Below are 24572 nucleotides of genomic sequence, written 5' to 3' on the forward strand. Positions count from 1 at the left end.
AACAGCCCGAACGCCATGAACTCGACCATCCCGGTCAGGACCAACCGCTTCAGCATCGACCTGCCTCCCGTGTTCCGGTCCTAGTATGTTCATGTTTTGTTCCAATGGAAGGGCGTTCGGGCCACAAACCGGCGCCCGCTTATCGGTACAGTAAAAAGTGTCTTGATGCGGATCAGGCGGGCTGGCATGCCCCGCCTTCGAGACGAGCTCGTCACCGCTTGGGGGGTTCGAAGGAGTAAGCCATTCCCGCGCACCGGACGGTCGAACGGTTCGACGTCGCCCTCGTGGCCGTCGGCACGCACGGTGACGTGCTGCCGTTCATCGCGCTGGGTCACGAACTCCTGAAGCGCGGTCACGGCGTCTCGCTGGCGGCCCCGGCGCCCTTCGAGGCGATGGCCCGCCGGGCCGGACTCGCCTTCCAGCCCCTGGGTACGGTCGCGGATTACGAGGCGGTGATCCGCCAGCCGGATCTGTGGCACCCGCAGCAGGGCTTCCGCCCGATGTTCGATTACGCCCTGCAGGTGGCCGAGCCGGCCTGCCTGTGGCTCGGTGCGACCCGCGCCCGGGGGATCGACCTGCGGGTGGTCGCCTCGCCGCTGGGTTGGGGCGCCCGGCTCGCGCAGGATCTGTACGATCTCCCGACCGCGACGCTGCACGTCATGCCGTTCCTGATCGAGAGCCGGTACGATCCGCCGCGTCTGCCGGGCCTGCCGCTGCCGCGCGTCCTGCCGGCCTCCCTGCGGGCCTACGTGAATCTCGGCGTCGACAAGGTGGCGGTCGGCCCGTTCACGCTGCCGCCGCTCAACGCCCTGCGGGCCCGCCTCGGCCTCGATCCGGTCTACCGGCTGCGTCACTGGTGGAACAGCCCGACCGGCATGCTCCTCATGTTCCCCGACTGGTACGCGGAGCCGCAGGCCGACTGGCCGGGTCAGGCGGTGCAGCTCGGCTTCCCGCTGGTCGACCGGTTCGGCGACGTGGCGGCCATGCCGCCGGAGCTGGAGGCGTTCCTCGCGGCGGGCGACCCGCCGATCGTGTTCACCTACGGCTCGGCCATGCGCCAGGGGGCCGGCTTCTTTGCCACCGCGGTGCGGCTGTGCCGGCGGATGAACCGGCGCGGCGTCCTGCTCGCTCCCCAGGGCGGCCAGATCCCGAAGCCGCTTCCGGCCGGGATCATCCACCTGCCCTACGCGCCCCTGAGCGCCCTGTTGCCGCGCAGCGCGGCCCTGGTCCATCACGGGGGCGTCGGCACGGTGGCGCAGGCTTTGGCCGCGGGGATACCGCAGCTCGTGGTGCCCGTGGCTTTCGACCATTTCGACGAGGGGCGGCGGCTGAAGGACCGCGATCTCGGCGCCACCCTGAGCCGCCGCGCCTTCCGTCCCGCACGGGCGGCGCGGGTGCTGGGCCGGCTGCTCGCCGATCCCGCCGTGGCGCGGGCCTGCGCGGCGGCCCGGGCACGGATGGCGGGGAGCTCCGACGCCATCATCGACGCCTGCGACTACGTCGAGAGGCTGATGCCGACCGAGGCCGGTTCCGGCCCCTCCGTCGCTCCCTGACCGCACCGGTCGCGCGGGGCGGCCCGAACGCGAGCGGCGCCGCCCCGGGGGGGGGGCGGCGCCGTCCGGTTACTGGCCGAGCAGAGTCGTGGCCGAGCCGACGAGCGTCATGAGCAGGCCGCTCACGAAGGCACCGATCATGACGTAGGAGAGAGCCTTCAGCTTCATCTGTCCTCGCGTCGGATCAGCAGCGGTAACCGCCGGCGGTCTGGCCGTACTGCTTCACCGGCCGGGTCTGCTGATCGGCGTTGCCTTCGGCGGCCGAGCTCATCGGGCAGCCCACGTAGTTGGGATTGTCATGGACACCGAGGCCGAGGGAGCCGGTCGTCTCAACCTCGTAGGGAGCGAAGCCGGTCCAGCGCGCGCCGTTCTCCGCCAGAGCGGACGAGATCGGAGCGGCACCAAGAAAAAGAGCAGTGACGGCGGCGGCGATACGGGTCTTCATGGCAGGGCTCCAGAGATCACGCAGTACAGGCCGGTTGTTCGGCTCTGTTTTATCTAGCGTGATGATAAGATAGGGAGCCGGTGTCTTCCGTGACGTGACTCGCCGCACGCGACGGGACGGATTAAAAATCGTGTGCATTTATGGAGGCGTGAAGCCAGGCATGGGCTTCGCCGACGGCGCGGGCGGGGCGAACCGCGGGGTTGAAGGACCGCCCGCATGGCGCGTTGGGGGTGACGTCCGGGCGCACGAAGTCCGCCGCCGCCTTGACCGGGAGCGATCTTGAGCCGAGCCCGTCCGCGTCGATGCGCGCGGCGCCGCGCGCGCCGATCCGCGGACACACGGGACGGTCCGTGCGGACGCGTCGCCGGACTCAGTCGAGCTGCGTGATCAGCCCGTCGCGGATGGTCACCCGCCGGTCCATCCGGGCGGCCAGCTCGAGGTTGTGGGTTGCGACCAGAGCGGCGAGGCCCGAGGCGCGGACCAGCGCCATCAGGACCGAGAAGACGTGGCCTGCCGTCCCGGGGTCGAGATTGCCGGTGGGCTCGTCGGCCAGCAGGAGGCGCGGGCCGTTGGCCACCGCCCGCGCGATGGCGACGCGCTGCTGCTCGCCGCCCGACAGCTCGGCCGGGCGGTGCGGGAGCCGTTCCTTGAGGCCCAGGAAGCTCAGGAGTTCCGTGGCGCGGGCCTTCGCCTCCGGACCCTTCAGACCGCGGATGAGCTGCGGCATCACCACGTTCTCCAGGGCGGAGAATTCCGGCAGGAGATGATGGAACTGGTAGACGAAGCCCATCTCCTCGCGCCGCAGACGGGTGCGCTCGGCATCGGCCATCGCCGCGGTGGGATGGCCGCCGATAAAGATCTCGCCCCCATCCGGCCGCTCCAGAAGGCCGGCCAGATGCAGCAGGGTCGATTTGCCGGCGCCCGACGGCGCCACCAGCGCCACCAGTTCCCCCGGCCAGATCGCGAGGTCAGCCCCGCGCAGGATCTCCAGGGCACCTTCGGCCTGGGGATAGCGCCGCTCGACGCGGGAAAAGAACAGGGCCGGGACCGGCTGGTCGCCGGTTGTCTGGCTCGACTCGCTCATCGGATGCGGCCCGTCAGCCGTAGCGGAGGGCCTGCACCGGATCGAGCCGGGCGGCGCGCCAGGAGGGATACAGCGTCGCCGCGAGCGACAGCAGCAGGGACGTGATCACCACGGCGGTGATCTCCTTCGGATTCATCTGGGCCGGGATCTCGGCGAGGAATCGCACGGTCGGATCCCAGGCGCCGGGAAACAGCACGTGCTGGATCGGCTTGATGTTCAGGGTGATCAGGACGCCCAGCGCCAGCCCGCTCAGCGTTCCGACGACGCCGATCAGGGCGCCGTTGATGAGGAACACCCGCATGATCGTGCCGGGCGTCGCCCCCATGGTCCGCAGAATCGCGATGTCGCTCGACTTGTCGCGCACCAGCAGGATCAGGCCGGAGACGATGTTGAGCGTCGCCACCACGACGATCAGGCTGAGGATCAGGAACATCACGTTCCGCTCAACCTCCAGGGCCCCGAAGAAGGTCCGGTTGCGCTGGCGCCAGTCGGTGAGCAGGATCGGGCGCTCGGCCGCCATCTCCAGGGGCTCGCGCATGTCGCCGACATGATCGGGATCGTCGACATAGATCTCGATCATGCTGACGTCGCCGTCCCTGTTGAAGAACGCCTGCGCCTCGGCCAGGGGCATGAACACGAAGGTCTGGTCGAACTCGGTCATGCCGACCTCGAACACCGCCTTGACCGTGTAGCTCTTGGTCCGCGGCGCCGTTCCGAAGGGCGTCGAAGAGCCCTTGGGCGTCACCAGCGTGATCGTATCTCCGGCCTGCAGGCCGAGGGTGTCGGCGAGCCGCCGGCCGATCAGCACGCCCGTGCCGTCGTCGAAGCCCTCCAGGGTGCCCCCGCGGATCGCCGAGGATACCGCCGCCAGGGCGTCGAGGTCGGCGGCCCGCACGCCGCGGATGATCACGCCGGAGCCGCCATATTGCGACGACGCGAAGGCCTGGCCCTCCACCAGCGGCACCGCGGCGCGCACGCCCGCGACCTTCGACAGGCGCTCCGACAGGTCGGTCCAATCGTTGAACGGCCGGTCGATCGGGGTGGCGAACAGGTGACCGTTGATGCCCACGATCTTCGAGAGAAGCTCCGCCCGGAAGCCGTTCATCACCGACAGGACGATGATCAGCGTGGCGACACCCAGCGCGATGCCCAGCACCGAGAAGAACGCCACCACCGAGACGCCGCCGCCCCGTCGGCGGGCGCGCAGGTAGCGGCCGGCGAGGATCCACTCGAACGGTGCGAACGGGGCAGTGGTGCCCGCACGGAACGACGCCGCGAAGGTCCTGACCCGGTCCAGCGCCGCTGATGCCGCCATCGGCACGCCTCAGACGCGCCGGATGCGTGCCAGCAGATCGACGATGGCGAGGCTCTCGCGCTCGCCCCCGGCACGCCGCTTCAGCTCGACCTTGCCCTCCGCCAAGCCCTTCGGCCCGACGATCACCTGCCAGGGCAGGCCGATCAGGTCCGCGGTGGCAAACTTGGCGCCGGGGCGCTCGTCGCGGTCGTCGTAGAGCACCGACAGGCCGGCGGTCTCGAGATCCGACTGGATCTGCGCGCAGGCGGCATCGGTGCCGGCATCGCCGACCTTCAGATTGATCAGGGCCACGTCGAACGGCGCGACCGAATCCGGCCAGATGATGCCGGCCTCGTCGTGGCTCGCCTCGATGATCGCCGCCACCAGCCGGCTCGGACCGATGCCGTAGGAGCCCATATGGACCGGCCGCTCGATCCCGTCCGGCCCGGCGACCTTGGCGCCCATCGGCTCGGAATACTTGGTGCCGAAATAGAAGATGTGCCCGACCTCGATGCCGCGTGCCGCGAGGCGGCTGTCCTCCGCAACCTCCGCAAAGGCCTCCGGCTCGTGCATCTCCTCGGTGGCCGCGTAGTGCGAGGTCCAGGCATCGACGATGCCCTGGAGGGCGGCGACGTCGTCGAAATCCACGGTCTCCGGCGGGATGTCGAAGTCGAGATAGGCCTTGTCGCAGAAGACCTCGCTCTCGCCGGTCTTGGCCAGGATGATGAACTCGTGGGACAGGTCGCCGCCGATGGGGCCGGTATCGGCGCGCATCGGGATCGCCTTGAGGCCGAGCCCGGCGAAGGTGCGCAGGTAGGCGACGAACATCCGGTTGTAGGCGTGGCGGGCGCCGGCCTGGTCGAAATCGAACGAGTAGGCGTCCTTCATCAGGAACTCGCGGGAGCGCATCGTGCCGAAGCGCGGCCGCACCTCGTCGCGGAACTTCCACGAGATCTGGTAGAGGTTCTTGGGCAGGTCCTTGTAGGAGCGCACGCTCGCCCGGAAGATCTCGGTGACCATCTCCTCGGCGGTGGGGCCGTAGAGCATCTCGCGCTCGTGTCGGTCCTTCAGGCGCAGCATCTCCTTGCCGTAGGCGTCGTAGCGGCCGGATTCCCGCCACAGCTCGGCGGATTGCACCGTCGGCATCAGGATCTCGATGGCGCCGGAACGGTCCTGCTCCCGCCGGATCACCGCGCAGACCCGCTCCAGCACCCGCAGGCCCAGCGGCAGCCACGCGTAGATGCCGGCCGACTCCTGACGCACCAGGCCGGCGCGCAGCATCAGCCGATGCGAGACGATCTCGGCTTCCTTGGGCGTCTCGCGCAAGGTCGGCATGAAATAGCGGGAGAGACGCATGTCGTCAGAGTCTTGGAAGAGGATCGGCCGGGAGGAGCCGCGGCGCGCCGGCACACAACACGCCGGAGACGCAAATTACAAGCACTGCGCGACCACGGCGGGGCGTAATCGAGGCGAACCGGAGGCGGCGGCCCGGCCGCGGTTGGGCCGCTGCCTAGGCGGAAAGCGGTATGCCCATTTGCCGGCAAGAAAGCGCAGATTTTTCTCGCAGACCCGGTGACAACACGAATTGTTGTTCCTATAAGCATCCGGCGATGTTTGCGACGCCCGGAAGAGGTGGCGCAAGGTCCGAGTCTCGGGAGGAAAAGCGACCGCTCCGCAGCCAATGCGTGGGATATTCAAAGGTCGAGCCATTGAAGCTTGAAAGCAAGGCCTCGGGCCTTGCTTTTTTTATTCTTGGCGGCGGGCTGCGTTGCCCCGTCCACCGGGCGCTTGTCGAGGGACAGCGCTGAAGGCCGCCGGAGGCGACCCGCTCAGCACCGAGAGCCGCGCGGGTCCCGACCCTTCGACCCCCCGGGAGACAAATGGTCGCCGTCAGACCGCCGTGTGCGGCGGGCCTACCCCTCCGATGACGTCCCGCACGCATCGCCCGGAGACGTGAGCCCGGGCATGGGCCTGTCTTACGGCGAGCTCGGAGAAACCCCGGCCCTGAGCCGTCCTACAGCCCGGCCAGGGGGAACACCGCCAGGGCGATCAGGAAGGCGGCCCCTGCGACCAGCGTCGTCCAGATGGCCTTCTCGCGCAGCCGCGGCGCCGCCGGAGCGCCGGGATCCTGGCCCGGGACCACGTGGGTGGGCCGCGTCTCGGGCTGGTTGCGCAGGGGCAGGACCGCGAAGAGCAGCGTCCACCAGACCACGAAGTAAAGGGCGATCGCGCCGCCCACCGTCAGCTTGAACAGGCTCACCGCCGCGGCCACGAAGGCGGCGATCAGCACGGTGATCACCGCCAGGGTCACCGGCGTCGAGCGGGCCAGGCTGTGCATCATCCGGCTCACACCTGCTCCAGCTCGACCAGGGTTCCCAGGAAGTCCTTGGGGTGAAGGAACAGGACCGGCTTGCCGTGGGCTCCGATCCGCGGCTCGCCGGTGCCGAGGACCCGGGCGCCCTGGGCCTTGAGCTTGTCGCGGGCGGCCAGGATGTCGTCGACCTCATAGCAGACGTGGTGGATGCCGCCGCCCGGGTTGCGGGCCACGAAGGCTTCGATCGGCGAGCCCTCCCCGAGGGGGGACATCAGCTCGATCTTGCTGTTCGGCAACTCGACGAACACGACCGTGACACCGTGCTCCGGCTGCGGGAGCGGCGGGGTGATCGTGGCGCCGAGCGTGTCGCGATAGACCGCGCAGGCGGCGTCGAGATCCTGTACGGCGATGGCCACGTGATTGAGACGGCCGATCATGTTGCTTCCTCCCCGTTCGCGTACCGATCGGCAGGCCGCTGCTTCCAGGCGCACCCTCATCCTCGGGCCTGCGCGAGCCGCCGCGAAGGCGCCCGCCAAGGAACGCCCCGAGGAAGGCCCCGAGGAACGCGCCAAGGATCGCGCGTCCCGCTGGAGGGCGCCCCTGAGACCCCCTGTGCAGGGGTCTCAGGATGAGGGTCTGGACCGGACCTGCCGTGGTCCGTTCGTCTGTTGTCGTAACTTAAACTTCGACCACCTGCACGTGGCAGGCGGGCTTCTTGCCCCAGACCTCGTTGACCGCGGTGCGCACCGCCCGGTCGACCGTCTTCTCGACGCTCTCCGAGTCCTTCAGCTTGCCCCGCGACATCCCCGACAGGGTGCGGGAGACCGCATCCACGACCGTTTCGATCAACGGCTCGCCGGACCGGCCGCGGTTCGGCAGGCCGATGATGTCCACCGCCGGCTCGCCGAGAACCACGCCGTCCTCGTCGATGGCGATCGCCACCGAGACCAGGCCGGCCTGCATGAGCTTGCGCCGTTCCGGGATCGCCCGGTCCTTCTCGTCGATCAGGACGTCGCCGTCCTTGAACAGCCGGCCGGCCTTCACGTGGTCGACCACCGCCGGCGTGCCGGGGCTCAGGCGGATCAGGCTGCCGTTGCGGGCCTTGACCACGTTCTGCACGCCCTGCGCCCGGGCGAAGCGGGCATGCTCGTCGAGGTGCAGGGCCTCGCCGTGGACCGGGATCGCCGTGCCGGGACGGGTCCACTTGTACATCTCGACCATCTCGTCCCGGCGCGGGTGGCCGGAGACGTGGACGAGGTCGGTGCGGTCGGTGATCACCTCGACGCCCTGCTCGATCAGGTCGTTGATGATCGACCCGACATCGCGCTCGTTGCCGGGAATGGCGCGCGAGGAGAAGATCACCTGATCACCGGCGGTGAGGCTGATATCCGGATGGTCCCGGCGGGAGACCCGGGCCAACGCGGCCCGCGGCTCGCCCTGCGATCCGGTGAGCAGGGCCACGACCCGCTCCCGCGGCAGGCTCTTCCAGGAATCGGCGCGGCGGAATTCCGGCAGGCCGTCGAGGTAGCCGCATTCGCGGGCCACATCGATCACCCGGTCCATGGCGCGGCCGACTGCGATGACCTCGCGGCCGCAGGCGACGGCGGCTTCGGCGACCGCGCGGATGCGGGCGACGTTCGACGCGAAGGTGGTCACCGCGACCCGGTGGGGGGCGTCCGCGATCAGCGTCTTGAGGGTCTCGGCCACGGTCTTCTCGCTGGGCGAGAAGCCCTCGCGCACGACGTTGGTCGAGTCGCAGACGATGGCGAGGATACCCTCGTCGCCGAGCGCCGTGAACGCCTCCGGCGAGGTGACCGAGCCGGCCACCGGGGTCGGGTCGATCTTCCAGTCGCCGGTGTGGAGCACGAGGCCCGCGGCGGTGCGGATCGCGATGGCGTTCGATTCCGGGATCGAGTGCGAGACCGGCACATACTCGAGCTCGAACGGTCCGACGGTCACACGCCGGCCGGGCTTGACCTCACGCAGCTCGACCTTCGGGGCGCCGGGCTCGGAGAGGCGCCGGGTCTCCAGCAGGTTCTTGGCGAAACGGGTCGCGTAGACCGGGACCTTGAGCCGGGGCCACAGCTCCGAGATCGCCCCGATATGGTCCTCGTGCGCGTGGGTGATGAAGATCCCCAGCAGATCCTTGCGCCGCTCCTCGATGAAGGAGAGGTCGGGGAACATCAGGTCCACCCCCGGCATCTGCTCTTCGCCTGCGAAGCCCATGCCGCAATCGACCATGATCCATTTCCGGCCCTTCTCCGGGCCGAACCCGTAGAGCGCCGCATTCATTCCGATCTCGCCCACGCCGCCGAGCGGCAGGAAGACCAGCTCCTCCTGTCCCATTGCCATCTGTCGTCGTCCAAACTCAGGCCGCCGTCGCGGCCGTTCCGAAATGCACCTCGCCCGCCGTCACGGTATGCCGATTCCCATCGGGGGCGAGGATCACGAGCCGCCCCCCCTCGTCGATCGTCTCGAACACGCCCCGCAGGATGTGCCCGCCGCTGCGCACCGCGATCTCGGTTCCGAGACCCGCGGCCCGCGCGAGCCAAGCCGCGCGCAGGTCAGCGAAATTCCGTCCCCGGTCCCAGGCGCGCGCCTGCGCGGCCATCCGGTCCGAGAGATGTTCCAGTAGCGCCTCGGCGCCCCCGGCGTAACCCGCCGCCGCCAAGCTCATTGCGGCGAGCCCGTCCGGGGCCGCCGCGACGTTGACGCCGAAGCCGATCACCGCGGCGCGCCGTCCGCCCGGCAGCGTCTCGGCCTCCAGAAGCAGGCCGGCGAGCTTGGCGCCGCCGAGCAGGACGTCGTTCGGCCACTTGAGCTGCAGAGATCGGGCGGCGCTGCCGGATCCGGTATCCGGCAGGGTGCCGCAGGTCGCCTCCAGCGCCTCGATCAGCGCGAGGCCGGCCACGAAGCCGAGTTCGGCGAGGTGGTCTGGCGCAACCCCGGCGATGGGCCACAGCACGCTCGCCGCGAGGTTGCCCGGCAGCGAGGCCCAGCTGTTGCCGCGCCGGCCGCGGCCCGCCTCCTGACGGTGGGTCACCACCCAGAGGGGGCCGGTCTCGCCCGCGCGCGCCTGAGCCATCGCCTCCGTGTTGGTGGAGCCGAGGGTCTCGTGGACATGCAGGCGATGGCCCTCGGCGCGCGCCGCGGACCCCAGTCGGTAAGGCAAGGCCGTCCTAGAACAGAGACCGGGCGGCCCGGCCTGCGGCGCCGACCAGCGGCCCGGGCAGGAGGAAGAACAGCACCACCACGACGCTCGAGAGGGCGAGCACCACGCGCAGGCCCGGCGCCATCGTCTCGTAGGGCTCCCGGGGCTCGTCGAAATACATGATCTTGACCAGCCGCAGGTAGTAGTAGGCGCCGACGACGCTGGTGACGACGCCGATCACCGCCAGAGTGACCAGGCCCGCCTTGATCGCGGCGGCGAAGACGTAGAACTTCGCGAAGAACCCGGCCAGCGGCGGGATGCCGGCCAGCGAGAACATCATCGCGGCGAGGCAGAAGGCCAGCCACGGATGCGTCCGCGACAGACCGGACAGATCGTCGATCTTCTCGAACATCACCTCCCGGCGCCGGAGCGACAGGATGATCGCGAAGGTGCCGAGGGTCATCGCGAGGTAGATGATCATGTAGATGACGAGCCCGCTTATCCCCTCCTCCGAGCCGGAGGCCAGCCCGATCAGCGCGTAGCCGATATTGGCGATCGACGAGTAGGCCATCAGGCGCTTGATCGACGTCTGGCCGATGGCCGCGAAGGAGCCGAGCGCCATCGACGCGATCGAGACGAAGATGAAGATCTGCTGCCAGATCGCCGTCACGTCCGGCATGGCGCCGATGAACACCCGCACGGTCATCGCCACGGCGGCCATCTTGGGCGCCGAGGCGAAGAAGGCCGTCACCGGGGTCGGCGAGCCCTCGTAGACGTCGGGCGTCCACATGTGGAACGGCACGGCCGCCAGCTTGAAGCACACGCCGGCCGCCAGGAACACGATACCCAGCACGATGCCGAAGCCGGCATTCTCGGTGAGCGCCGAGACGATGCCGGGGAACGAGACGGTGCCGGTGAAGCCGTAGACCAGCGAGGCGCCGTAGAGCAGCATGCCGGAGGAGAGCGCGCCGAGCACGAAGTACTTGAGGCCGGCCTCGGTGGACTTGACGTCGTCCCGGTGGAAGGCGGCGATCACGTAGGCAGCGAGCGACTGAAGCTCGAGGCCGAGATACAGAGCGATCAGGTCGTTGGCCGAGACCATCACCATCATGCCGATGGTGCAGAGCACGATCAGCACGGGGAACTCGAACCGGTCGATGCGCTCGCGCTTGAAAAAGTCGTGCGCCAGCAGGATCGTCGCCGAGGAGCCGAGCAGCACCAGCGACTTCATCACCTTGGAGAAGGCATCCGACACGAACGCGCCCGACAGGGTGGTCACCCGACCTTGGGCCGGCTGGGAGATCACCACCGACAGGGCGACGAGGAGCAGGACCAGGGCGCCGATGCTCACGGTCTCGGCGGAGCGTTCGCCGCGCCAGGCGCCGTAGAGGATCAGGACCATGACGCCGACGCCGAGGATCAGCTCGGGCAGGAGCGGCGCCAGGGAGGGCAGGACGGAGTGGACGGTGGTCATGGTGTCCGCCTCAGCGCGGGATCGGCAGCGCCGCGGCGGCCGTCTGGGTGTTCGAGAGGGCGGCCTTCATGCTCGCCATCAGCGCATCCGTGGAGGGCGCGAACACGTCGAGCACGGGAGCCGGGTGCACCCCATAGTAGATCGTCAGCACCACCAGCGGCGCCAGGATGATCTTTTCGCGGGTATCCAGATCCAGGATGCCCTGGAGGTTGGGCTTCTCCAGCTTGCCGTAGACCACCCGGGCGTAGAGCCACAGGGCATAGCCCGCCGACAGGATGATGCCGAAGGTCGAGAAGAAGGCCACATTCGGGTTCGCCTTGAAGGCGCCGAGCATCGCCAGGAACTCGCCCACGAAGCCGGAGGTGCCGGGCAGGCCGACATTGGCCATGGTGAAGATCAGCATGGCCACCGCGTAGAGCGGCATCCGCTTCACGAGGCCGCCATAGGCGGCGATCTCACGGGTGTGCATCCGGTCGTAGACCACGCCGACGCAGAGGAAGAGCGCCCCCGACACGATGCCGTGCGAGATCATCAGGAACAGCGCGCCCTGGATGCCCTGCTCGTTCAGAGTGAACAGGCCGAGCGTCACGAAGCCCATATGGGCCACCGACGAGTAGGCGATCAGCTTCTTGATGTCGGTCTGCATCATCGCGGTGAGCGACGTGAAGATGATCGCGATCACCGACAGGGCGAAGACGAAGGGCGCGAAGTCGTGGCTCGCCACCGGCAGCATCGGGAGGGAGATCCGGATGAAGCCGTAGCCGCCCATCTTCAGGAGGATGCCGGCCAGGATCACCGAGCCGGCCGTGGGCGCCTCCACGTGGGCGTCGGGCAGCCAGGTATGGACCGGCCACATCGGCATCTTCACCGCGAAGGAGGCGAAGAAGGCGAGCCACAGCCATGTCTGCATCTGCACCGGGAAGCGGTACTGCAGCAGGGTCGGGATGTCGGTCGTGCCGGCCTGCCAGTACATCGCCATCACGGCCAGCAGCATCAGCACCGAGCCGAGCAGGGTGTAGAGGAAGAACTTGAAGCTCGCGTAGATCCGGCGCGCGCCGCCCCAGATGCCGATGATCAGGAACATCGGGATCAGGCCGGCCTCGAAGAACAGGTAGAACAGCAGCAGGTCGAGAGAGGCGAACACGCCGATCATCGTCGTCTCGAGGACGAGGAAGGCGACGAAGTACTCCTTCACCCGGAAGTGGATCGAGTGCCACGACGCGCCGATGCAGAACGGCATCAGGAAGGTGGTCAGCAGGATCAGCGGCATCGAGAAGCCGTCGACGCCGAGCTTGAACCGGATCGTCTCGGTGAGCCACGCGTGGCTCTCCACCAGCTGGAAGCTCGACGAGGCGGCGTCGTAGCGGTTCCAGGCCACCAGGGAGAGCAGGAAGGTGACGATTGTCGTCGCGAGGGCGGCCCAGCGGCTGTTGCGCGCGACCGATTCCTCGTCGCCGTTCAGCGTCAGGATGAAGGCCGCGCCGCAGAGCGGGACGATCAGCAGGCCGGAGAGGATGCCGAGGCCGAGCATGTCAGTGAGCCCCCTTGGGCAGGCCGGACATCAGGTACCAGCTGATCAGGCCGGCGACGCCGATGAGCATCACGAAGGCGTAGTGGTAGACATAGCCGGTCTGGAGCCGGACCACGCCGCGGGTCACGTCCACGACGCGCGCCGCGATGCCGTTCGGCCCGAGGCCGTCGATGATCCGACCGTCGCCCTGCTTCCAGAGGAACAGGCCGAAATCCTTGGCCGGGCGGACGAAGATCCGGTCGTAGATCTCGTCGAAGTACCACTTGTTGAGCAGGAACCGGTACAGCGACGGCTGCTGCGCGGCGAGCTCGCCGGGCAGCTCCGGCCGGCGGATGTACATCCAGTAGGCCAGGACGAAGCCGAGGATCAGCATGATCAACGGGGAGTAGGAGACCAGCGCCGGAACCTCGTGGATCTCGTGCATGATGTGGTTGTTCGGCCCGTGCGCCAGGGCGTGGCCCCAGAACGCGTCCATCCCCTCGCCGATGAAGCGGTCGTGGAAGATGATCCCGGCGAACAGCGCGCCGAAGGCGAGGATCGCCAGCGGGATCGTCATCACCAGCGGGCTCTCGTGGGGCGTGTGGTCACCGTGGTGGCCGTGCCCGTGATGGTCGTCGGCGACGAGGTCGCTCCTGTGGGCCGGCTCGATGTCGTGGCCGTGATCGTCGTGGGCCGCGCCCTCGGTGTGACCGGGCAGGCCGTCGGCCTCGTGCGCCAGGGTGGAATGCGCCACCGCGGGAGCGTCGTGATGGTCGTGCGCGGCATGCGCACCCCAGCGGGCCGGTCCCTCGAAGGTCATGAAGAACAGGCGCCAGGAGTAGAACGAGGTGAAGAACGCCGCCACCACAACGCACAGGAAGGCGAGCGTGTGGCCCGGCCGGGTCGAGGCGTAGGCGGCCTCGATGATCGCGTCCTTCGAGTAGTAGCCGGCCGTGTAGGGGAAGCCGATCAGCGCGAGGGAGCCGATCGCCATCATGGCGCTGGTATAGGGAATGTAACGGCGCAGGCCGCCCATGTTCCGCATGTCCTGCTCGTGGTGCATCGCGTGGATGACCGAGCCGGCCCCGAGGAACAGCAGCGCCTTGAAGAAGGCGTGGGTGAACAGGTGGAACACGCCGGCCGAATAGGCGCCGACGCCGAGCGCCACGAACATGTAGCCGAGCTGCGAGCAGGTCGAGTAGGCGATCACCCGCTTGATGTCGTTCTGCACGAGGCCGATCGTCGCCGCGAAGAACGCCGTGATGCCGCCGATCACCGTCACGACGATGAGCGCGTTCGGCGCTTCCTCGAAGAGCGGCGACAGGCGGGCGACCATGAAGACGCCGGCGGTGACCATGGTGGCGGCATGGATCAGCGCCGAGACCGGGGTCGGGCCCTCCATGGCGTCGGGCAGCCACGTGTGGAGCAGGAACTGCGCCGACTTGCCCATGGCGCCCATGAACAGGAGCAGGCAGGCGAGCGTCAGGGCGTTCCAGTCGTAGCCGAGGAAGTGGAAGGAGAGCGTCTTGATCGCGTCGACCTTGTCGAAGATCGCGTCGAACGCCACCGAGCCGGTGAGGACGAAGGTCAGGAAGATGCCCAGCGAGAAGCCGAAATCGCCCACGCGGTTGACGATGAACGCCTTCATGGCGGCGGCGTTGGCCGAGGGCTTCTCGTACCAGAAGCCGATCAGCAGGTAGGAGGCGAGGCCCACGCCCTCCCAGCCGAAGAACATCTGCACGAGGTTGTCGGCCGTCACCAGCATCAGCATGGCGAAGGTGAACAGCGACAGGTAGGCGAAGAAGCGCGGCCGGTGCGGGTCCTCCTCCATGTAGCCCACGGAGTAAAGGTGCACGAGGGTCGAGACGGTGGTGACCACCACCAGCATCACCCGCGTCAGGGTGTCGATCTTGAAGGCCCAGTCGACCTGGAGGTCGCCGGCCGCGAACCAGGAGGCGACCTGCACGCGCTCGGCCGGACCGCCGTCGATGAACACGCCCCAGGCGATCAGCGCCGTGAAGGCGAGGAAGGACGTGGTGATGTACTCACAGGCCCGCGCCCCGATGTACCGGCCGAACAGGCCGGCGATCAGGAAGCCGATGAGCGGGAAGAAGACGATCGCGTGATACATCGCTCTCTTGCAGTCCGTCCTCCGGGCCGACCGCGGGGCGGCGGCGTCCGGATGTCACTCGGGGCGCGCGAAGAAGAAGGCCCTAGCCCTTCATCATGCTGACGTCTTCCACCGCGATCGACCCGCGATTGCGGAAGAACACCACGAGGATGGCGAGGCCGATCGCCGATTCGGCGGCCGCCACGGTCAGCACGAACAGGGCGAAGACCTGTCCGGTGATGTCGTTGAGCTGCGTCGAGAAGGCGACGAGGTTGATGTTGACCGAGAGCAGGATCAGCTCGATCGACATCAGGATGACGATGATGTTCTTGCGGTTGATGAAGATGCCGAGCACGCCGAGCGTGAACAGGATCGCCGCGACGGTGAGGTAGTGGCTCAGGCCGATCATCGTTCGAAACCTCCGGCGGACATCAGACCTCGACACCCTGGCGCGACGGGACCTTGCGGGTCTCCACAGCCATGGCCTGGGTGCGGGCGTTCTGGACCGCGATGTCCTGGCGCTTCACGCCCGGCCGGTCGCGGAGCGTCAGCACGATGGCGCCGATCATCGCCACCAGCAGGATCAGGCCGGCGAGCTGAAAGAAGTAGGCGTAGTCGGTGTACAGCACCCGGCCGAGCGCCTGGGCGTTGGTGAGGTTCTCGGCCGACGCGACGTTGCCGAGGGGCGCCTGGACGAGGCCCGGATCGATGCTCCAGGAGCCCACCACCAGCAACAGCTCAACGAGGAAGATCGCCCCGATCAGGCCGCCGATCGGCAGGTATTGCTGGAAGCCCTGGCGCAGCTCGGCGAAATCGACGTCGAGCATCATCACCACGAACAGGAACAGCACCGCCACCGCGCCCACGTAGACGACCACGAGGATCATCGCGAGGAACTCGGCGCCCATCAGGACGAACAGCCCGGCGGCGTTCACGAAGGCGAGGATCAGGAACAGCACCGAGGCTACGGGATTGCGCGAGGCGATCACCATGAAGCCCGACGCGACCGTGACGCTCGCGAACAGGTAGAAGAAGGCGGCTGCTGCGGTCATGCGCTGATCGGGATCGGCCGCCGGAGCGGCCCCTTCTGCCGTGCGTTGAAACGGTCCGCAGCGGGCGGCCCGTCTATAGAACCCGGTCGGCGGGGGCACAACAGCGCCTCCGTCATGTCTCGCGCATCGTCATGGACAACGGGACCGGGACGTTGCGCCATCCCCTTGCGCCTCACCGCCTTCTTCCGAAAGCAGGTGGCCGCCTTTCGGGACGATGCGTCAGCGATACGGTGCGTCCATCGCGATGTTGCGGGCGATCTCGCGTTCCCAACGGTCACCGTTCAGCAGGAGCTTCTGCTTGTCGTAGAGCAGTTCCTCACGGGTCTCGACCGAGAACTCGAAATTCGGCCCCTCGACGATCGCATCCACCGGGCAGGCCTCCTGGCACATGCCGCAATAGATGCACTTCACCATGTCGATGTCGTAGCGCGTCGTGCGGCGGGTGCCGTCGTTCCGGCGGGGGCCCGCCTCGATGGTGATGGCCTGCGCCGGGCAGATCGCCTCGCAGAGCTTGCAGGCGATGCAGCGCTCCTCGCCGTTGGGATAGCGGCGCAGGGCATGCTCACCCCGGAAGCGCGGGCCGCGATGGCCCATCTCGAAGGGGTAGTTGATCGTGGCCTTCGGCTTGAAGAAGTAGCGCATGCCGAGGACCATCCCCGACACGAACTCTTTCAGCAGAAGGCTCTTGGCGACCTGATCGAGCTTCATGCCCGGATCTCCGATTCGACGGGTGGGCTCAGGCGCCCGGCGCGAGGCCGGTCAGCTTGAGCACGAAGGCGACGACGACGACCGAGACCAGCGAGATCGGCAGGAAGACCTTCCAGCCGAGGCGCATGAGCTGATCGTAGCGGTAGCGGGGGACGATGGATTTCACCATCGCGAACAGAAAGAACAGGAAGCTCGCCTTCAGGACGAACCAGATCACCCCGGGAACCCAGGTGAAGGGCGCGAAGGGGATCGGCGAGAGCCAGCCGCCCAGGAACAGGATGGTTCCGAGCGCGCACATGCTCATGATGGCGACGTACTCGCCCAGCATGAACAGGAGGTACGGGGTCGAGGAATACTCGACCATGTAGCCGGCCACGAGTTCCGATTCGGCCTCCGGCAGGTCGAAGGGCGGGCGGTTCGTCTCGGCGAGCGCCGAGATGAAGAACACCACGAACATCGGGAACAGCCACAGCCAGTACCAGCCGAAGATCCCGAGGCTCGTGTCCTGCGCCATCACGATGCGGGAGAGGTTGAGCGAGCCGGCGCAGAGCAGCACGCAGATGATCACGAAGCCGAGGGAGACCTCGTAGGAGATCATCTGCGCCGCCGAGCGGAGCGCCCCGAGGAAGGCGTATTTCGAGTTCGACGCCCAGCCGCCCATGATGACGCCGTAGACCCCGAGCGACGAGATCGCGAAGATGTAGGTGATGCCGACATTGATGTCGGCGATCGCCCAGCCGTCGGCGAGCGGAATCACCGCCCAGCTCGACAGGGCGAGCATCGCGAAGACCAGCGGCGCCAGCAGGTAGATCGCCTTGTTGGCCCCGGCCGGGATCACCGGCTCCTTGAGCACGAACTTGATCAGGTCGGCGAAGGACTGGAACAGGCCGAAGGGTCCGACCACGTTCGGCCCGCGCCGAAGCTGCACCGCCGCCCAGATCTTCCGGTCGGCGAGCAGCGCGTAGGCGATGAAGACGAGGAGCGCCGAGAGCAGCACGAAGCTCTTCAGCACGATCAGGAGCACGGTCCCGAGGATTTCGAGCGACGTCATCGGTGGGCTCCTACTCGGCCGCCGCGAGGGGCTGTGCCTCTGCGGCGCGCTCCCGGGCAAGGCGCGAGCACTCGGCGAGGATCCGCGAGGCGCGGGCGATCGGGTTGGTGAGGTAGAAGTCGGTCACGGGCGAAGCGAAGGCCGGCCCGCCGGTCGCGCTGCCGAGACGGATCAGCTTCTCCGCCGCCTCCACGACGTCGCCCGGCTCCACGGCGCCGATCGCCGCGAAATGCGGGTGGGCGGCATAGAGCGCTTGGCGGAGCGCGGTGAGCGAATCGAAGGGCAGGCGCTTGCCGAGGACGTCCGACAGGGCGCGCAGGATCGCCCAGTCCTCGCGGGCGTCGCCCGGCGGGAACGCGGCGCGGTTGCCCATCTGGACCCGGCCTTCCGTGTTCACCCAGGTCGCCGACTTCTCGCTGTAGGCGGCCCCCGGCAGGATCACGTCGGCGCGGGAGGCGCCGCGGTCGCCATGGCTGCCCTGGTAGATCACGAAGGCGCCCGGGGCGACGTCGCGCTCGTCGGCGCCGAGGTTGAACAGGACGTCCAGCGCGCCCGGCTCCAGCATCTGCGCGAAGGTCAGGCCGCCCTCCCCCGGCACGAAGCCGAGATCGAGCGCGCCGACGCGGGCCGCGGCCGTGTGCAGCACGCCGAAGCCGTTCCACTCGGCCGAGATCGCGCCGATCGACTTCGCCAGCGACGCCGCCGCGGCCAGGACGCCCGGCTCGGCATGGGCGCCGACGAGGACGAGCGGCGCCTTGGCTTCCTTGAGGACGTCGAGGAAGCTGTGCTCGCCGCGGGCGAGCGCCGCCAACGAGTCGGGGCTGGCGCCGATATAATGGCTCGGATAGGTCAGATCGACCGGCTCCCCGATCACGCCCACCGCCAGCGGCGCCATGCGCCAGCGCTTGCGGATGCGGACATTGAGCAGCGAGGCCTCGGTGCGCGGGTTGGCGCCGACGATCAGGATCGCGTCCGCCGCCTCGATGCCCGGAATGGTCGGGTTGAAGATGTAGGAGGCGCGGCCGAGCGCCGGGTCGAGCCCGGCATCGGTCTGGCGGCAATCGAGGTTCGGCGTGCCGAGGCTCTTGATCAGCTCGCGGAGCGCGAACATCTCCTCGACGCCCGCGAGATCGCCGACCACGGCGCCGATGCGCTTCGGATCCGCGCCCTTCACCTTGGCGGCGATGGCCTGGAACGCCTCACCCCAGGAGGCGGGCCGCAGCCGGCCGTTCTCGCGCAGGTACGGCCGGTCGAGGCGCTGCATCCGCAGCCCGTCGATGTGGTAGCGGGTCTTGTCGGAGATCCACTCCTCGTTGATCTCCTCGCTGATCCGCGGCTCGATCTGCATGACCTCGCGGCCGCGGGTGTCGATGCGGATCGCCGAGCCGACCGCGTCCATCACGTCGACCGACTCGGTCTTGTTCAGCTCCCACGGCCGGACGTTGTAGCTCTGCGGCCGGTGCACGAGCGCGCCGACCGGGCAGAGATCGGCGACGTTGCCCTGAAGCTCCGAGGCCATCGACTGCTCGAGGTAGCTCGTGATCTCCATGTCCTCGCCGCGGCCGATGGCGCCGAGGTCGGGCACGCCCGCCACCTCGGCGAGGAAGCGCACGCAGCGGGTGCAGTGGATGCAGCGGTTCATCGCGGTCCGCACCAGCGGGCCGATATGCTTCTCCTCGACCGCCCGCTTGTTCTCCGTGTAGCGGGTCGAATCGACCCCGTAGGCCATGGCCTGGTCCTGCAGGTCGCAATGGCCGCCCTGGTCGCAGATCGGGCAGTCGAGGGGGTGGTTGATGAGGAGGAACTCCATCACCCCCTCGCGGGCCTTCTTGGTCCCCTGCGAGCGGGTCAGCACCTCCGGCGGCTCGCCGTTCGGGCCGGGGCGGCAATCCTTCACCGCGTAGGCGCAGGAGGCCACGGGCTTGGGCGCGCCCTTCAGCTCGACGAGGCACATGCGGCAATTGCCGGCGATCGACAGGCGCTCGTGGAAGCAGAAGCGCGGGATCTCGGCCCCCGCGGCCTCGCAGGCCTGGAGCAGCGTGTAATCGGCGGGGACGTCAACCTCGGTGCCGTCGACGAGGATTTTTGTCATCGGATCGTCTCGTAAACTGGCCCAAACGCACGAGGCCGGATCCCACCCGCACCCTCATCCTGAGGTGCGAGGCGCAGCCGAGCCTCGAAGGAGATGTCCAGCCCGCCTCGCGATCTCGGGAGGCCTCCCGCGAGGCCCGCCGACGCGGGCATCTCAGGCTGAGGCTGTGGGTTGGACACCGGCATAGCGCCTTTACTCCGCAGCCATCGGCACAGGCTCGCTGTGCGGGTTCGCGGTGTAGCGGTCGATGCGCTTCTCGATCTCGGGGCGGAAGTGCCGGATCAGGCCCTGGATCGGCCAGGCCGCCGCGTCGCCCAGCGCGCAGATCGTGTGACCCTCGATCTGCTTGGTCACCTCGAACAGCATGTCGATCTCGCGCTTCTGGGCGCGGCCCTCGGTCATGCGCTGCATCACCCGCCACATCCAGCCCGTGCCCTCCCGGCACGGCGTGCACTGGCCGCAGGATTCGTGCTTGTAGAAGTACGAGATCCGGGTGATCGCCGCGACGATGTCGGTGGACTTGTCGAGCACGATCACCGCTGCCGTGCCCAGGCCGGAGCCGAGGTTGCGCAGGGTGTCGAAATCCATCTTCGCGTCGATGATTTGTTCCGCGGGAACAAGGGGGACTGAGGAACCGCCCGGGATGGAACACAAAAGATTGTCCCAGCCGCCGCGCATGCCGCCGCAATGACGGTCGATCAGCTCCCGGAAGGTGATGCCCAGCTCCTCCTCGACGTTGCACGGCTTGTTGACGTGCCCGGAGACGCAGAAGAGCTTGGTGCCGGTGTTGTTCTTGCCGCCCAGGCCCGCGAACCACGCGCCGCCCCGGCGCAGGATCGTGCCGGCGACCGCGATCGACTCGACGTTGTTCACCGTCGTGGGGCAGCCGTAGAGGCCCATATTGGCCGGGAACGGCGGCTTCAGCCGCGGCATCCCCTTCTTGCCCTCCAGGCTCTCGATGAGCGCGGTCTCCTCGCCGCAGATATAGGCGCCGGCGCCGTGGTGGACGTAGATGTCGAACGGGTAGTCGTGCACGTTCGACTGGCCGACGAGGCGGGCCGCGTAGGCCTCGTCCACGGCCTTCTGGAGGGCGTGCTTCTCGGCGACGTACTCGCCGCGGATGTAGACGTAGCAGGCATGCGCGTTCATCGCGAAGCAGGCCAGCATGCAGCCTTCGATCAGGAGATGCGGGTCGTGCCGCATGATCTCCCGGTCCTTGCAGGTGCCCGGCTCCGACTCGTCGGCGTTGACCACGAGGTAGTGCGGGCGCCCGTCGGACTTCTTGGGCATGAACGACCATTTGAGGCCGGTGGGGAAGCCCGCGCCGCCGCGGCCGCGCAGGCCCGAGGCCTTCATCTCCTCGATGATCCAGTCGCGGCCCTGTTCCAGCAGGAACTTGGTCCCGTCCCAGGCGCCACGCTTCTTGGCGGCGTCCAGGCCCGGCGAGTGGAGCCCGTAGAGGTTGGTGAAGATGCGATCCTGATCCGACAGCATGTCAGGTCCTCACTGAGCCGGCGCCGACAGGGCCTTGGCCTGCCCCACCCAGTTCTCCCGGTCGATGCGACCCGGGAACGCGAGGTAGGTGCCGACCCAGGTGATCTCGTCGCGGGACCACGCGGCGATCTGGTCGAAATGGTAGATGCCGAGCCCGTTCAGGCGCTGGCTGTTGCCCGGGCCGACGCCCGTGATGCGCGTCAGATCGTCCGGCTTCCCGGCGCGGGCGGCGTCGAGGCCCGGCGGGCGCTTGCCCACGGCGTCGGCCTTCTGCTCCGGGCTCGCATCCTTCGGCAGGGCCGCGAGGGCGCCGGCGATGCGGGCTTCCTCGGCCTCGGCCGCGACTTCGCCCGCGCTGGCGCCCGACGCTTCCGGCTGCTGCGGGACGGCGTCGCGCGCCGGCACGTCCTGATGGCCCTGGTCGCCGGCGGCGGGCTCGCCCTCGGCGACACGCTTGGCCGGCGAATCGAGCACGTCCGCGTCGCCCGGCCGGGCGGAGCCGTGCTTCGCGGTGGACCGGCCGCGCTCGGCCGCGTCGGCGCGATCCTCCGCCTTGACCGGCGTCTCGCCGTTGGCGGCGCGCTGGGCCGGCGCGTCGGAGGCCGGACGCTCGATCGGCCGGCCGGCATCGGGCCGCGCCGGCTTCGGGTTCTCGGCTGCCTGCTGCGTTCCGGAGGCCGCCTCGCCGGTCTGGGCGGCCGGCGTCTCGACCTTTCCGGCCTCCTCGAAGCGCTTGCGCCACGCGCCGACGCGCGAGCCGTCGAACAGGGTCGGGTCGGTGAGCGTGTTCACGGCGCCCTGGGGCTCGGACGAGACGCGCCCGGTCTGCGAGCCGACCTTCACGGGCCGTCCGGCGGCGAGGTCGTCCATCAGCTGGCCGAGGGATTCGGGCGTCAGGTCCTCGTAGTAGTCCTGGTTGATCTGCACCATCGGCGCGTTGCAGCAGGCGCCCAGGCACTCGACCTCGAGCCACGAGAAGGTGCCGTCCGCCGAGACGTGGCCGGGGGGGCCGAGCCGGGCCTGCAGCATCTCCTTGAGACCCCGCGCACCGCAGGAATCGCACGGCACCGTGCCGCAGACCTGGATCCAGAAGCGACCCACGGGCTCGAGGGCGAACATCGTGTAGAAGGTGGCCACCTCCAGCACGCGGATGTTCGGCATGCCGAGCTCGGCCGCCACCGCCTCGATGGCCGCCCGCGGCAGCCAGCCGCCGTTCTGCTCCTGCGCCCGCCACAGGAGCGAGATCACCGCGGAGGCCTGACGGCCTTCCGGGTACTTGGCGATCTGGGTCTTGGCCCACTCGGCGTTCTCGGGGGAAAACGCGAAGCTCTCGGGCTGCTCCGAGGCGGGGGCGAGTCTGCGGTTTGCCATCGCTCTAACTTACCGATCCACTTCACCGAACACGATGTCGAGCGTGCCGAGCACGCAGGACACGTCGGCTAAGAGGTGCCCGCGGCACATCCAGTCCATCGCCTGAAGATGCGCGAAGCCCGGCGCGCGGATCTTGCAGCGATACGGCTTGTTGGTTCCATCCGACACGAGATAGACGCCGAACTCGCCCTTCGGCGCTTCCACGGCGGCGTAGACCTCGCCCTCGGGCACGTGGAAGCCCTCGGTGTAGAGCTTGAAGTGGTGGATGAGCGCCTCCATCGAGCGCTTCATCTCCCGACGCGGCGGCGGGGCGAACTTGCCATCAACCGAGGCGATCGGCCCCTGGCCGGCGGGCTCGCGCAGCTTGGCGACGCATTGCTTCATGATGCGCACGGACTGGCGCATCTCCTCCATGCGGATCACCTGGCGATCGTAGGTGTCGCCGTTCTTTCCGACGGGGATGTCGAACTCCATCTCCTCGTAGCACTCGTAGGGCTGCGCCTTGCGCAGGTCCCAGGGAATCCCTGAGCCGCGCACCATCACGCCCGAGAAGCCCCACTCCATCGCCTCGTCCACCGACACGATGCCGATATCGACGTTGCGCTGCTTGAAGATGCGGTTGGCCATGACGAGGTCGTCGAGATCCTGGACGACCTGCAGGAACGGGTCGCAGAACGCGTCGATGTCGTCGATCAGCTTCGGCGGCAGGTCCTGATGGACGCCGCCGGGCCGGAAGTAGTTGGCGTGGAGCCGGGCGCCGGAGGCCCGCTCGTAGAAGATCATCAGCTTCTCGCGCTCCTCGAAGCCCCAGAGCGGGGGCGTGAGGGCGCCGACATCCATCGCCTGCGTGGTGACGTTGAGGAGGTGCGACAGCAGGCGGCCGATCTCGCAGAACAGCACGCGGATCAGCTGCGCGCGGCGCGGCACCTCGATCCCGGCGAGCCTCTCGATCGCCAGGCAGAAGGCGTGCTCCTGGTTCATCGGCGACACGTAATCGAGCCGGTCGAAATAGGGCGTCGCCTGCAGGTAGGTCTTGTACTCGATGAGCTTCTCGGTGCCGCGGTGGAGCAGCCCGATATGCGGATCGACCCGCTCGACCACCTCGCCGTCGAGTTCCAGCACGAGGCGCAGCACGCCGTGCGCGGCCGGGTGCTGCGGGCCGAAGTTGATCGCGAAGTTGCGGATGTTGTGTTCGGTCACGGGCGGTCTCCGCGGCTCATGCCGACGTCTTCTCGTCGCCCGGCAGCACGTAGTCGGTGCCTTCCCACGGGGACAAGAAGTCGAAGTTCCGGAATTCCTGCGTCAGCTGGACCGGCTCGTAGACCACCCGCGCCTGGTCCTGGTCGTAGCGGACCTCGACGAAGCCGGTCAGCGGGAAGTCCTTGCGCAGGGGGTGCCCCTCGAAGCCGTAATCGGTGAGCAGGCGGCGCAGGTCGGGATGGCCCGAGAACAGGATCCCGTAGAGGTCGTAGGTCTCGCGCTCGTACCAGTTGGCGGCGGGGAACACCTCGATCACCGACGGGACGGGGGTCACCTCGTCGGTCTGCACCTTCACCCGGATTCGCAGGTTATGGCGCAGGGAGAGCAGGTGATAGACCACGTCGAAGCGCTTCTCGCGCTGCGGGTAGTCCACGCCGCAAATGTCGATGAAGTTGCGGAAGGCGCAGGCCGGATCGTCGCGCAGGTAGGTCAGCGCGTAGACGATGTCGGAGGCCTGGACCACCAGCGTCAGCTCGCCGAACGCGATGGTGTGGGATACCACCGCGGGCCCGAGGGCGCCGGTGACCCGCTCGGCCAAGGCGGCGACGGCGTCGGCGCCGTAGGCCGGCTGGGTGTGGGGCAGGATCGAGATGCCGTTCGTCATGGCCG

At 68.4% G+C, this 24572-nt stretch carries 21 protein-coding genes; 1 reads left to right on the forward strand and 20 read right to left on the reverse strand.

Annotated elements, in window-relative coordinates; translation table 11 throughout:
- The first annotated feature begins 284 nt into the window (after nucleotides 1-284).
- Entirely contained in the window at nucleotides 285-1553 is a 1269-nt protein-coding gene (locus P9K36_RS12010) for a nucleotide disphospho-sugar-binding domain-containing protein (RefSeq protein WP_043354256.1), read from the forward strand.
- A gap of 184 nt (nucleotides 1554-1737) precedes the next feature.
- Here the strand turns inward: P9K36_RS12010 and P9K36_RS12015 are convergent, their stop codons facing one another.
- The 20 genes from P9K36_RS12015 to P9K36_RS12110 form a co-directional block, all read right to left on the reverse strand.
- Nucleotides 1738-1998 (reverse strand): hypothetical protein, encoded by a 261-nt coding sequence (locus P9K36_RS12015; RefSeq protein ID WP_043757242.1) that lies wholly within the window; start codon nucleotides 1996-1998, stop codon nucleotides 1738-1740.
- 370 nt (nucleotides 1999-2368) lie between these two features.
- Nucleotides 2369-3082, reverse strand: a complete 714-nt coding sequence (locus P9K36_RS12020) for an ABC transporter ATP-binding protein (RefSeq protein WP_043354253.1) — start codon at nucleotides 3080-3082, stop codon at nucleotides 2369-2371.
- Between the two features lie 13 nt (nucleotides 3083-3095).
- The gene (locus P9K36_RS12025) at nucleotides 3096-4397 is read right to left on the reverse strand and encodes a lipoprotein-releasing ABC transporter permease subunit (RefSeq protein WP_043381918.1); all 1302 of its coding nucleotides are present in this window, start codon (nucleotides 4395-4397) and stop codon (nucleotides 3096-3098) included.
- 9 nt (nucleotides 4398-4406) lie between these two features.
- Entirely contained in the window at nucleotides 4407-5732 is a 1326-nt protein-coding gene (gene proS, locus P9K36_RS12030) for a proline--tRNA ligase (protein ID WP_043381915.1), read from the reverse strand.
- A 658-nt stretch (nucleotides 5733-6390) separates the two neighbouring features.
- Nucleotides 6391-6717, reverse strand: a complete 327-nt coding sequence (locus tag P9K36_RS12035) for a DUF1467 family protein (RefSeq protein WP_043381913.1) — start codon at nucleotides 6715-6717, stop codon at nucleotides 6391-6393.
- A gap of 5 nt (nucleotides 6718-6722) precedes the next feature.
- A complete protein-coding gene (gene mce, locus P9K36_RS12040) occupies nucleotides 6723-7127 on the reverse strand; it encodes a methylmalonyl-CoA epimerase (protein WP_043381911.1) in 405 nt (134 codons plus the stop codon).
- Between the two features lie 241 nt (nucleotides 7128-7368).
- Nucleotides 7369-9042: a ribonuclease J gene (locus P9K36_RS12045; protein WP_043354241.1), complete on the reverse strand. Its 1674-nt coding sequence runs from the start codon at nucleotides 9040-9042 to the stop codon at nucleotides 7369-7371.
- A 16-nt stretch (nucleotides 9043-9058) separates the two neighbouring features.
- Nucleotides 9059-9862 carry a biotin--[acetyl-CoA-carboxylase] ligase gene (locus P9K36_RS12050; protein WP_043354228.1) on the reverse strand — a complete coding sequence of 268 codons (804 nt, stop codon included), beginning with the start codon at nucleotides 9860-9862 and terminating at the stop codon, nucleotides 9059-9061.
- A 7-nt stretch (nucleotides 9863-9869) separates the two neighbouring features.
- On the reverse strand, nucleotides 9870-11315 hold the full coding sequence (nuoN, locus tag P9K36_RS12055; protein WP_043354226.1) for an NADH-quinone oxidoreductase subunit NuoN: 1446 nt from the start codon (nucleotides 11313-11315) through the stop codon (nucleotides 9870-9872).
- A gap of 10 nt (nucleotides 11316-11325) precedes the next feature.
- Nucleotides 11326-12846, reverse strand: coding sequence for an NADH-quinone oxidoreductase subunit M (locus tag P9K36_RS12060; RefSeq protein ID WP_043757247.1), 1521 nt, complete (start codon nucleotides 12844-12846; stop codon nucleotides 11326-11328).
- Between the two features lies 1 nt (nucleotide 12847).
- Nucleotides 12848-14956 carry an NADH-quinone oxidoreductase subunit L gene (gene nuoL, locus P9K36_RS12065; RefSeq protein WP_043757252.1) on the reverse strand — a complete coding sequence of 703 codons (2109 nt, stop codon included), beginning with the start codon at nucleotides 14954-14956 and terminating at the stop codon, nucleotides 12848-12850.
- 82 nt (nucleotides 14957-15038) lie between these two features.
- A complete protein-coding gene (nuoK, locus tag P9K36_RS12070) occupies nucleotides 15039-15344 on the reverse strand; it encodes an NADH-quinone oxidoreductase subunit NuoK (RefSeq protein WP_043351891.1) in 306 nt (101 codons plus the stop codon).
- A gap of 22 nt (nucleotides 15345-15366) precedes the next feature.
- A complete protein-coding gene (locus P9K36_RS12075; protein WP_043354219.1) occupies nucleotides 15367-15987 on the reverse strand; it encodes an NADH-quinone oxidoreductase subunit J in 621 nt (206 codons plus the stop codon).
- Nucleotides 15988-16206: 219 nt separating this feature from the next.
- Nucleotides 16207-16695 carry an NADH-quinone oxidoreductase subunit NuoI gene (gene nuoI, locus P9K36_RS12080; RefSeq protein ID WP_043354217.1) on the reverse strand — a complete coding sequence of 163 codons (489 nt, stop codon included), beginning with the start codon at nucleotides 16693-16695 and terminating at the stop codon, nucleotides 16207-16209.
- Between the two features lie 28 nt (nucleotides 16696-16723).
- Nucleotides 16724-17746 (reverse strand): NADH-quinone oxidoreductase subunit NuoH, encoded by a 1023-nt coding sequence (nuoH, locus tag P9K36_RS12085; protein ID WP_043354215.1) that lies wholly within the window; start codon nucleotides 17744-17746, stop codon nucleotides 16724-16726.
- 10 nt (nucleotides 17747-17756) lie between these two features.
- A complete protein-coding gene (gene nuoG / locus P9K36_RS12090) occupies nucleotides 17757-19838 on the reverse strand; it encodes an NADH-quinone oxidoreductase subunit NuoG (protein ID WP_043757255.1) in 2082 nt (693 codons plus the stop codon).
- Between the two features lie 192 nt (nucleotides 19839-20030).
- Entirely contained in the window at nucleotides 20031-21332 is a 1302-nt protein-coding gene (gene nuoF / locus P9K36_RS12095; protein WP_043353978.1) for an NADH-quinone oxidoreductase subunit NuoF, read from the reverse strand.
- A gap of 9 nt (nucleotides 21333-21341) precedes the next feature.
- The gene (gene nuoE, locus P9K36_RS12100; RefSeq protein ID WP_043757258.1) at nucleotides 21342-22703 is read right to left on the reverse strand and encodes an NADH-quinone oxidoreductase subunit NuoE; all 1362 of its coding nucleotides are present in this window, start codon (nucleotides 22701-22703) and stop codon (nucleotides 21342-21344) included.
- A 9-nt stretch (nucleotides 22704-22712) separates the two neighbouring features.
- The gene (locus P9K36_RS12105; RefSeq protein WP_043353981.1) at nucleotides 22713-23903 is read right to left on the reverse strand and encodes an NADH-quinone oxidoreductase subunit D; all 1191 of its coding nucleotides are present in this window, start codon (nucleotides 23901-23903) and stop codon (nucleotides 22713-22715) included.
- 16 nt (nucleotides 23904-23919) lie between these two features.
- Complete coding sequence (locus P9K36_RS12110; RefSeq protein ID WP_043381896.1) at nucleotides 23920-24567, reverse strand: NADH-quinone oxidoreductase subunit C; 648 nt, start codon at nucleotides 24565-24567, stop codon at nucleotides 23920-23922.
- Nucleotides 24568-24572 lie beyond the last annotated feature (5 nt).

It is taken from the genome of Methylobacterium sp. 391_Methyba4 (genome assembly GCF_029691625.1).
GTDB classification, from domain to species: domain Bacteria; phylum Pseudomonadota; class Alphaproteobacteria; order Rhizobiales; family Beijerinckiaceae; genus Methylobacterium; species Methylobacterium fujisawaense.

Coding starts and splice junctions, on each gene's coding strand:
- P9K36_RS12015 (WP_043757242.1), bottom strand. CDS start 1,998: ATGAAGACCCGTATCGCCGCCGCCGTCACTGCTCTTTTTCTTGGTGCC.
- P9K36_RS12020 (WP_043354253.1), bottom strand. CDS start 3,082: ATGAGCGAGTCGAGCCAGACAACCGGCGACCAGCCGGTCCCGGCCCTG.
- P9K36_RS12025 (WP_043381918.1), bottom strand. CDS start 4,397: ATGGCGGCATCAGCGGCGCTGGACCGGGTCAGGACCTTCGCGGCGTCG.
- proS (WP_043381915.1), bottom strand. CDS start 5,732: ATGCGTCTCTCCCGCTATTTCATGCCGACCTTGCGCGAGACGCCCAAG.
- P9K36_RS12035 (WP_043381913.1), bottom strand. CDS start 6,717: ATGATGCACAGCCTGGCCCGCTCGACGCCGGTGACCCTGGCGGTGATC.
- mce (WP_043381911.1), bottom strand. CDS start 7,127: ATGATCGGCCGTCTCAATCACGTGGCCATCGCCGTACAGGATCTCGAC.
- P9K36_RS12045 (WP_043354241.1), bottom strand. CDS start 9,042: ATGGCAATGGGACAGGAGGAGCTGGTCTTCCTGCCGCTCGGCGGCGTG.
- nuoN (WP_043354226.1), bottom strand. CDS start 11,315: ATGACCACCGTCCACTCCGTCCTGCCCTCCCTGGCGCCGCTCCTGCCC.
- P9K36_RS12060 (WP_043757247.1), bottom strand. CDS start 12,846: ATGCTCGGCCTCGGCATCCTCTCCGGCCTGCTGATCGTCCCGCTCTGC.
- nuoL (WP_043757252.1), bottom strand. CDS start 14,956: ATGTATCACGCGATCGTCTTCTTCCCGCTCATCGGCTTCCTGATCGCC.
- nuoK (WP_043351891.1), bottom strand. CDS start 15,344: ATGATCGGCCTGAGCCACTACCTCACCGTCGCGGCGATCCTGTTCACG.
- P9K36_RS12075 (WP_043354219.1), bottom strand. CDS start 15,987: ATGACCGCAGCAGCCGCCTTCTTCTACCTGTTCGCGAGCGTCACGGTC.
- nuoI (WP_043354217.1), bottom strand. CDS start 16,695: ATGAAGCTCGATCAGGTCGCCAAGAGCCTTCTGCTGAAAGAGTTCGTG.
- nuoH (WP_043354215.1), bottom strand. CDS start 17,746: ATGACGTCGCTCGAAATCCTCGGGACCGTGCTCCTGATCGTGCTGAAG.
- nuoG (WP_043757255.1), bottom strand. CDS start 19,838: ATGACAAAAATCCTCGTCGACGGCACCGAGGTTGACGTCCCCGCCGAT.
- nuoF (WP_043353978.1), bottom strand. CDS start 21,332: ATGCTGTCGGATCAGGATCGCATCTTCACCAACCTCTACGGGCTCCAC.
- nuoE (WP_043757258.1), bottom strand. CDS start 22,703: ATGGCAAACCGCAGACTCGCCCCCGCCTCGGAGCAGCCCGAGAGCTTC.
- P9K36_RS12110 (WP_043381896.1), bottom strand. CDS start 24,567: ATGACGAACGGCATCTCGATCCTGCCCCACACCCAGCCGGCCTACGGC.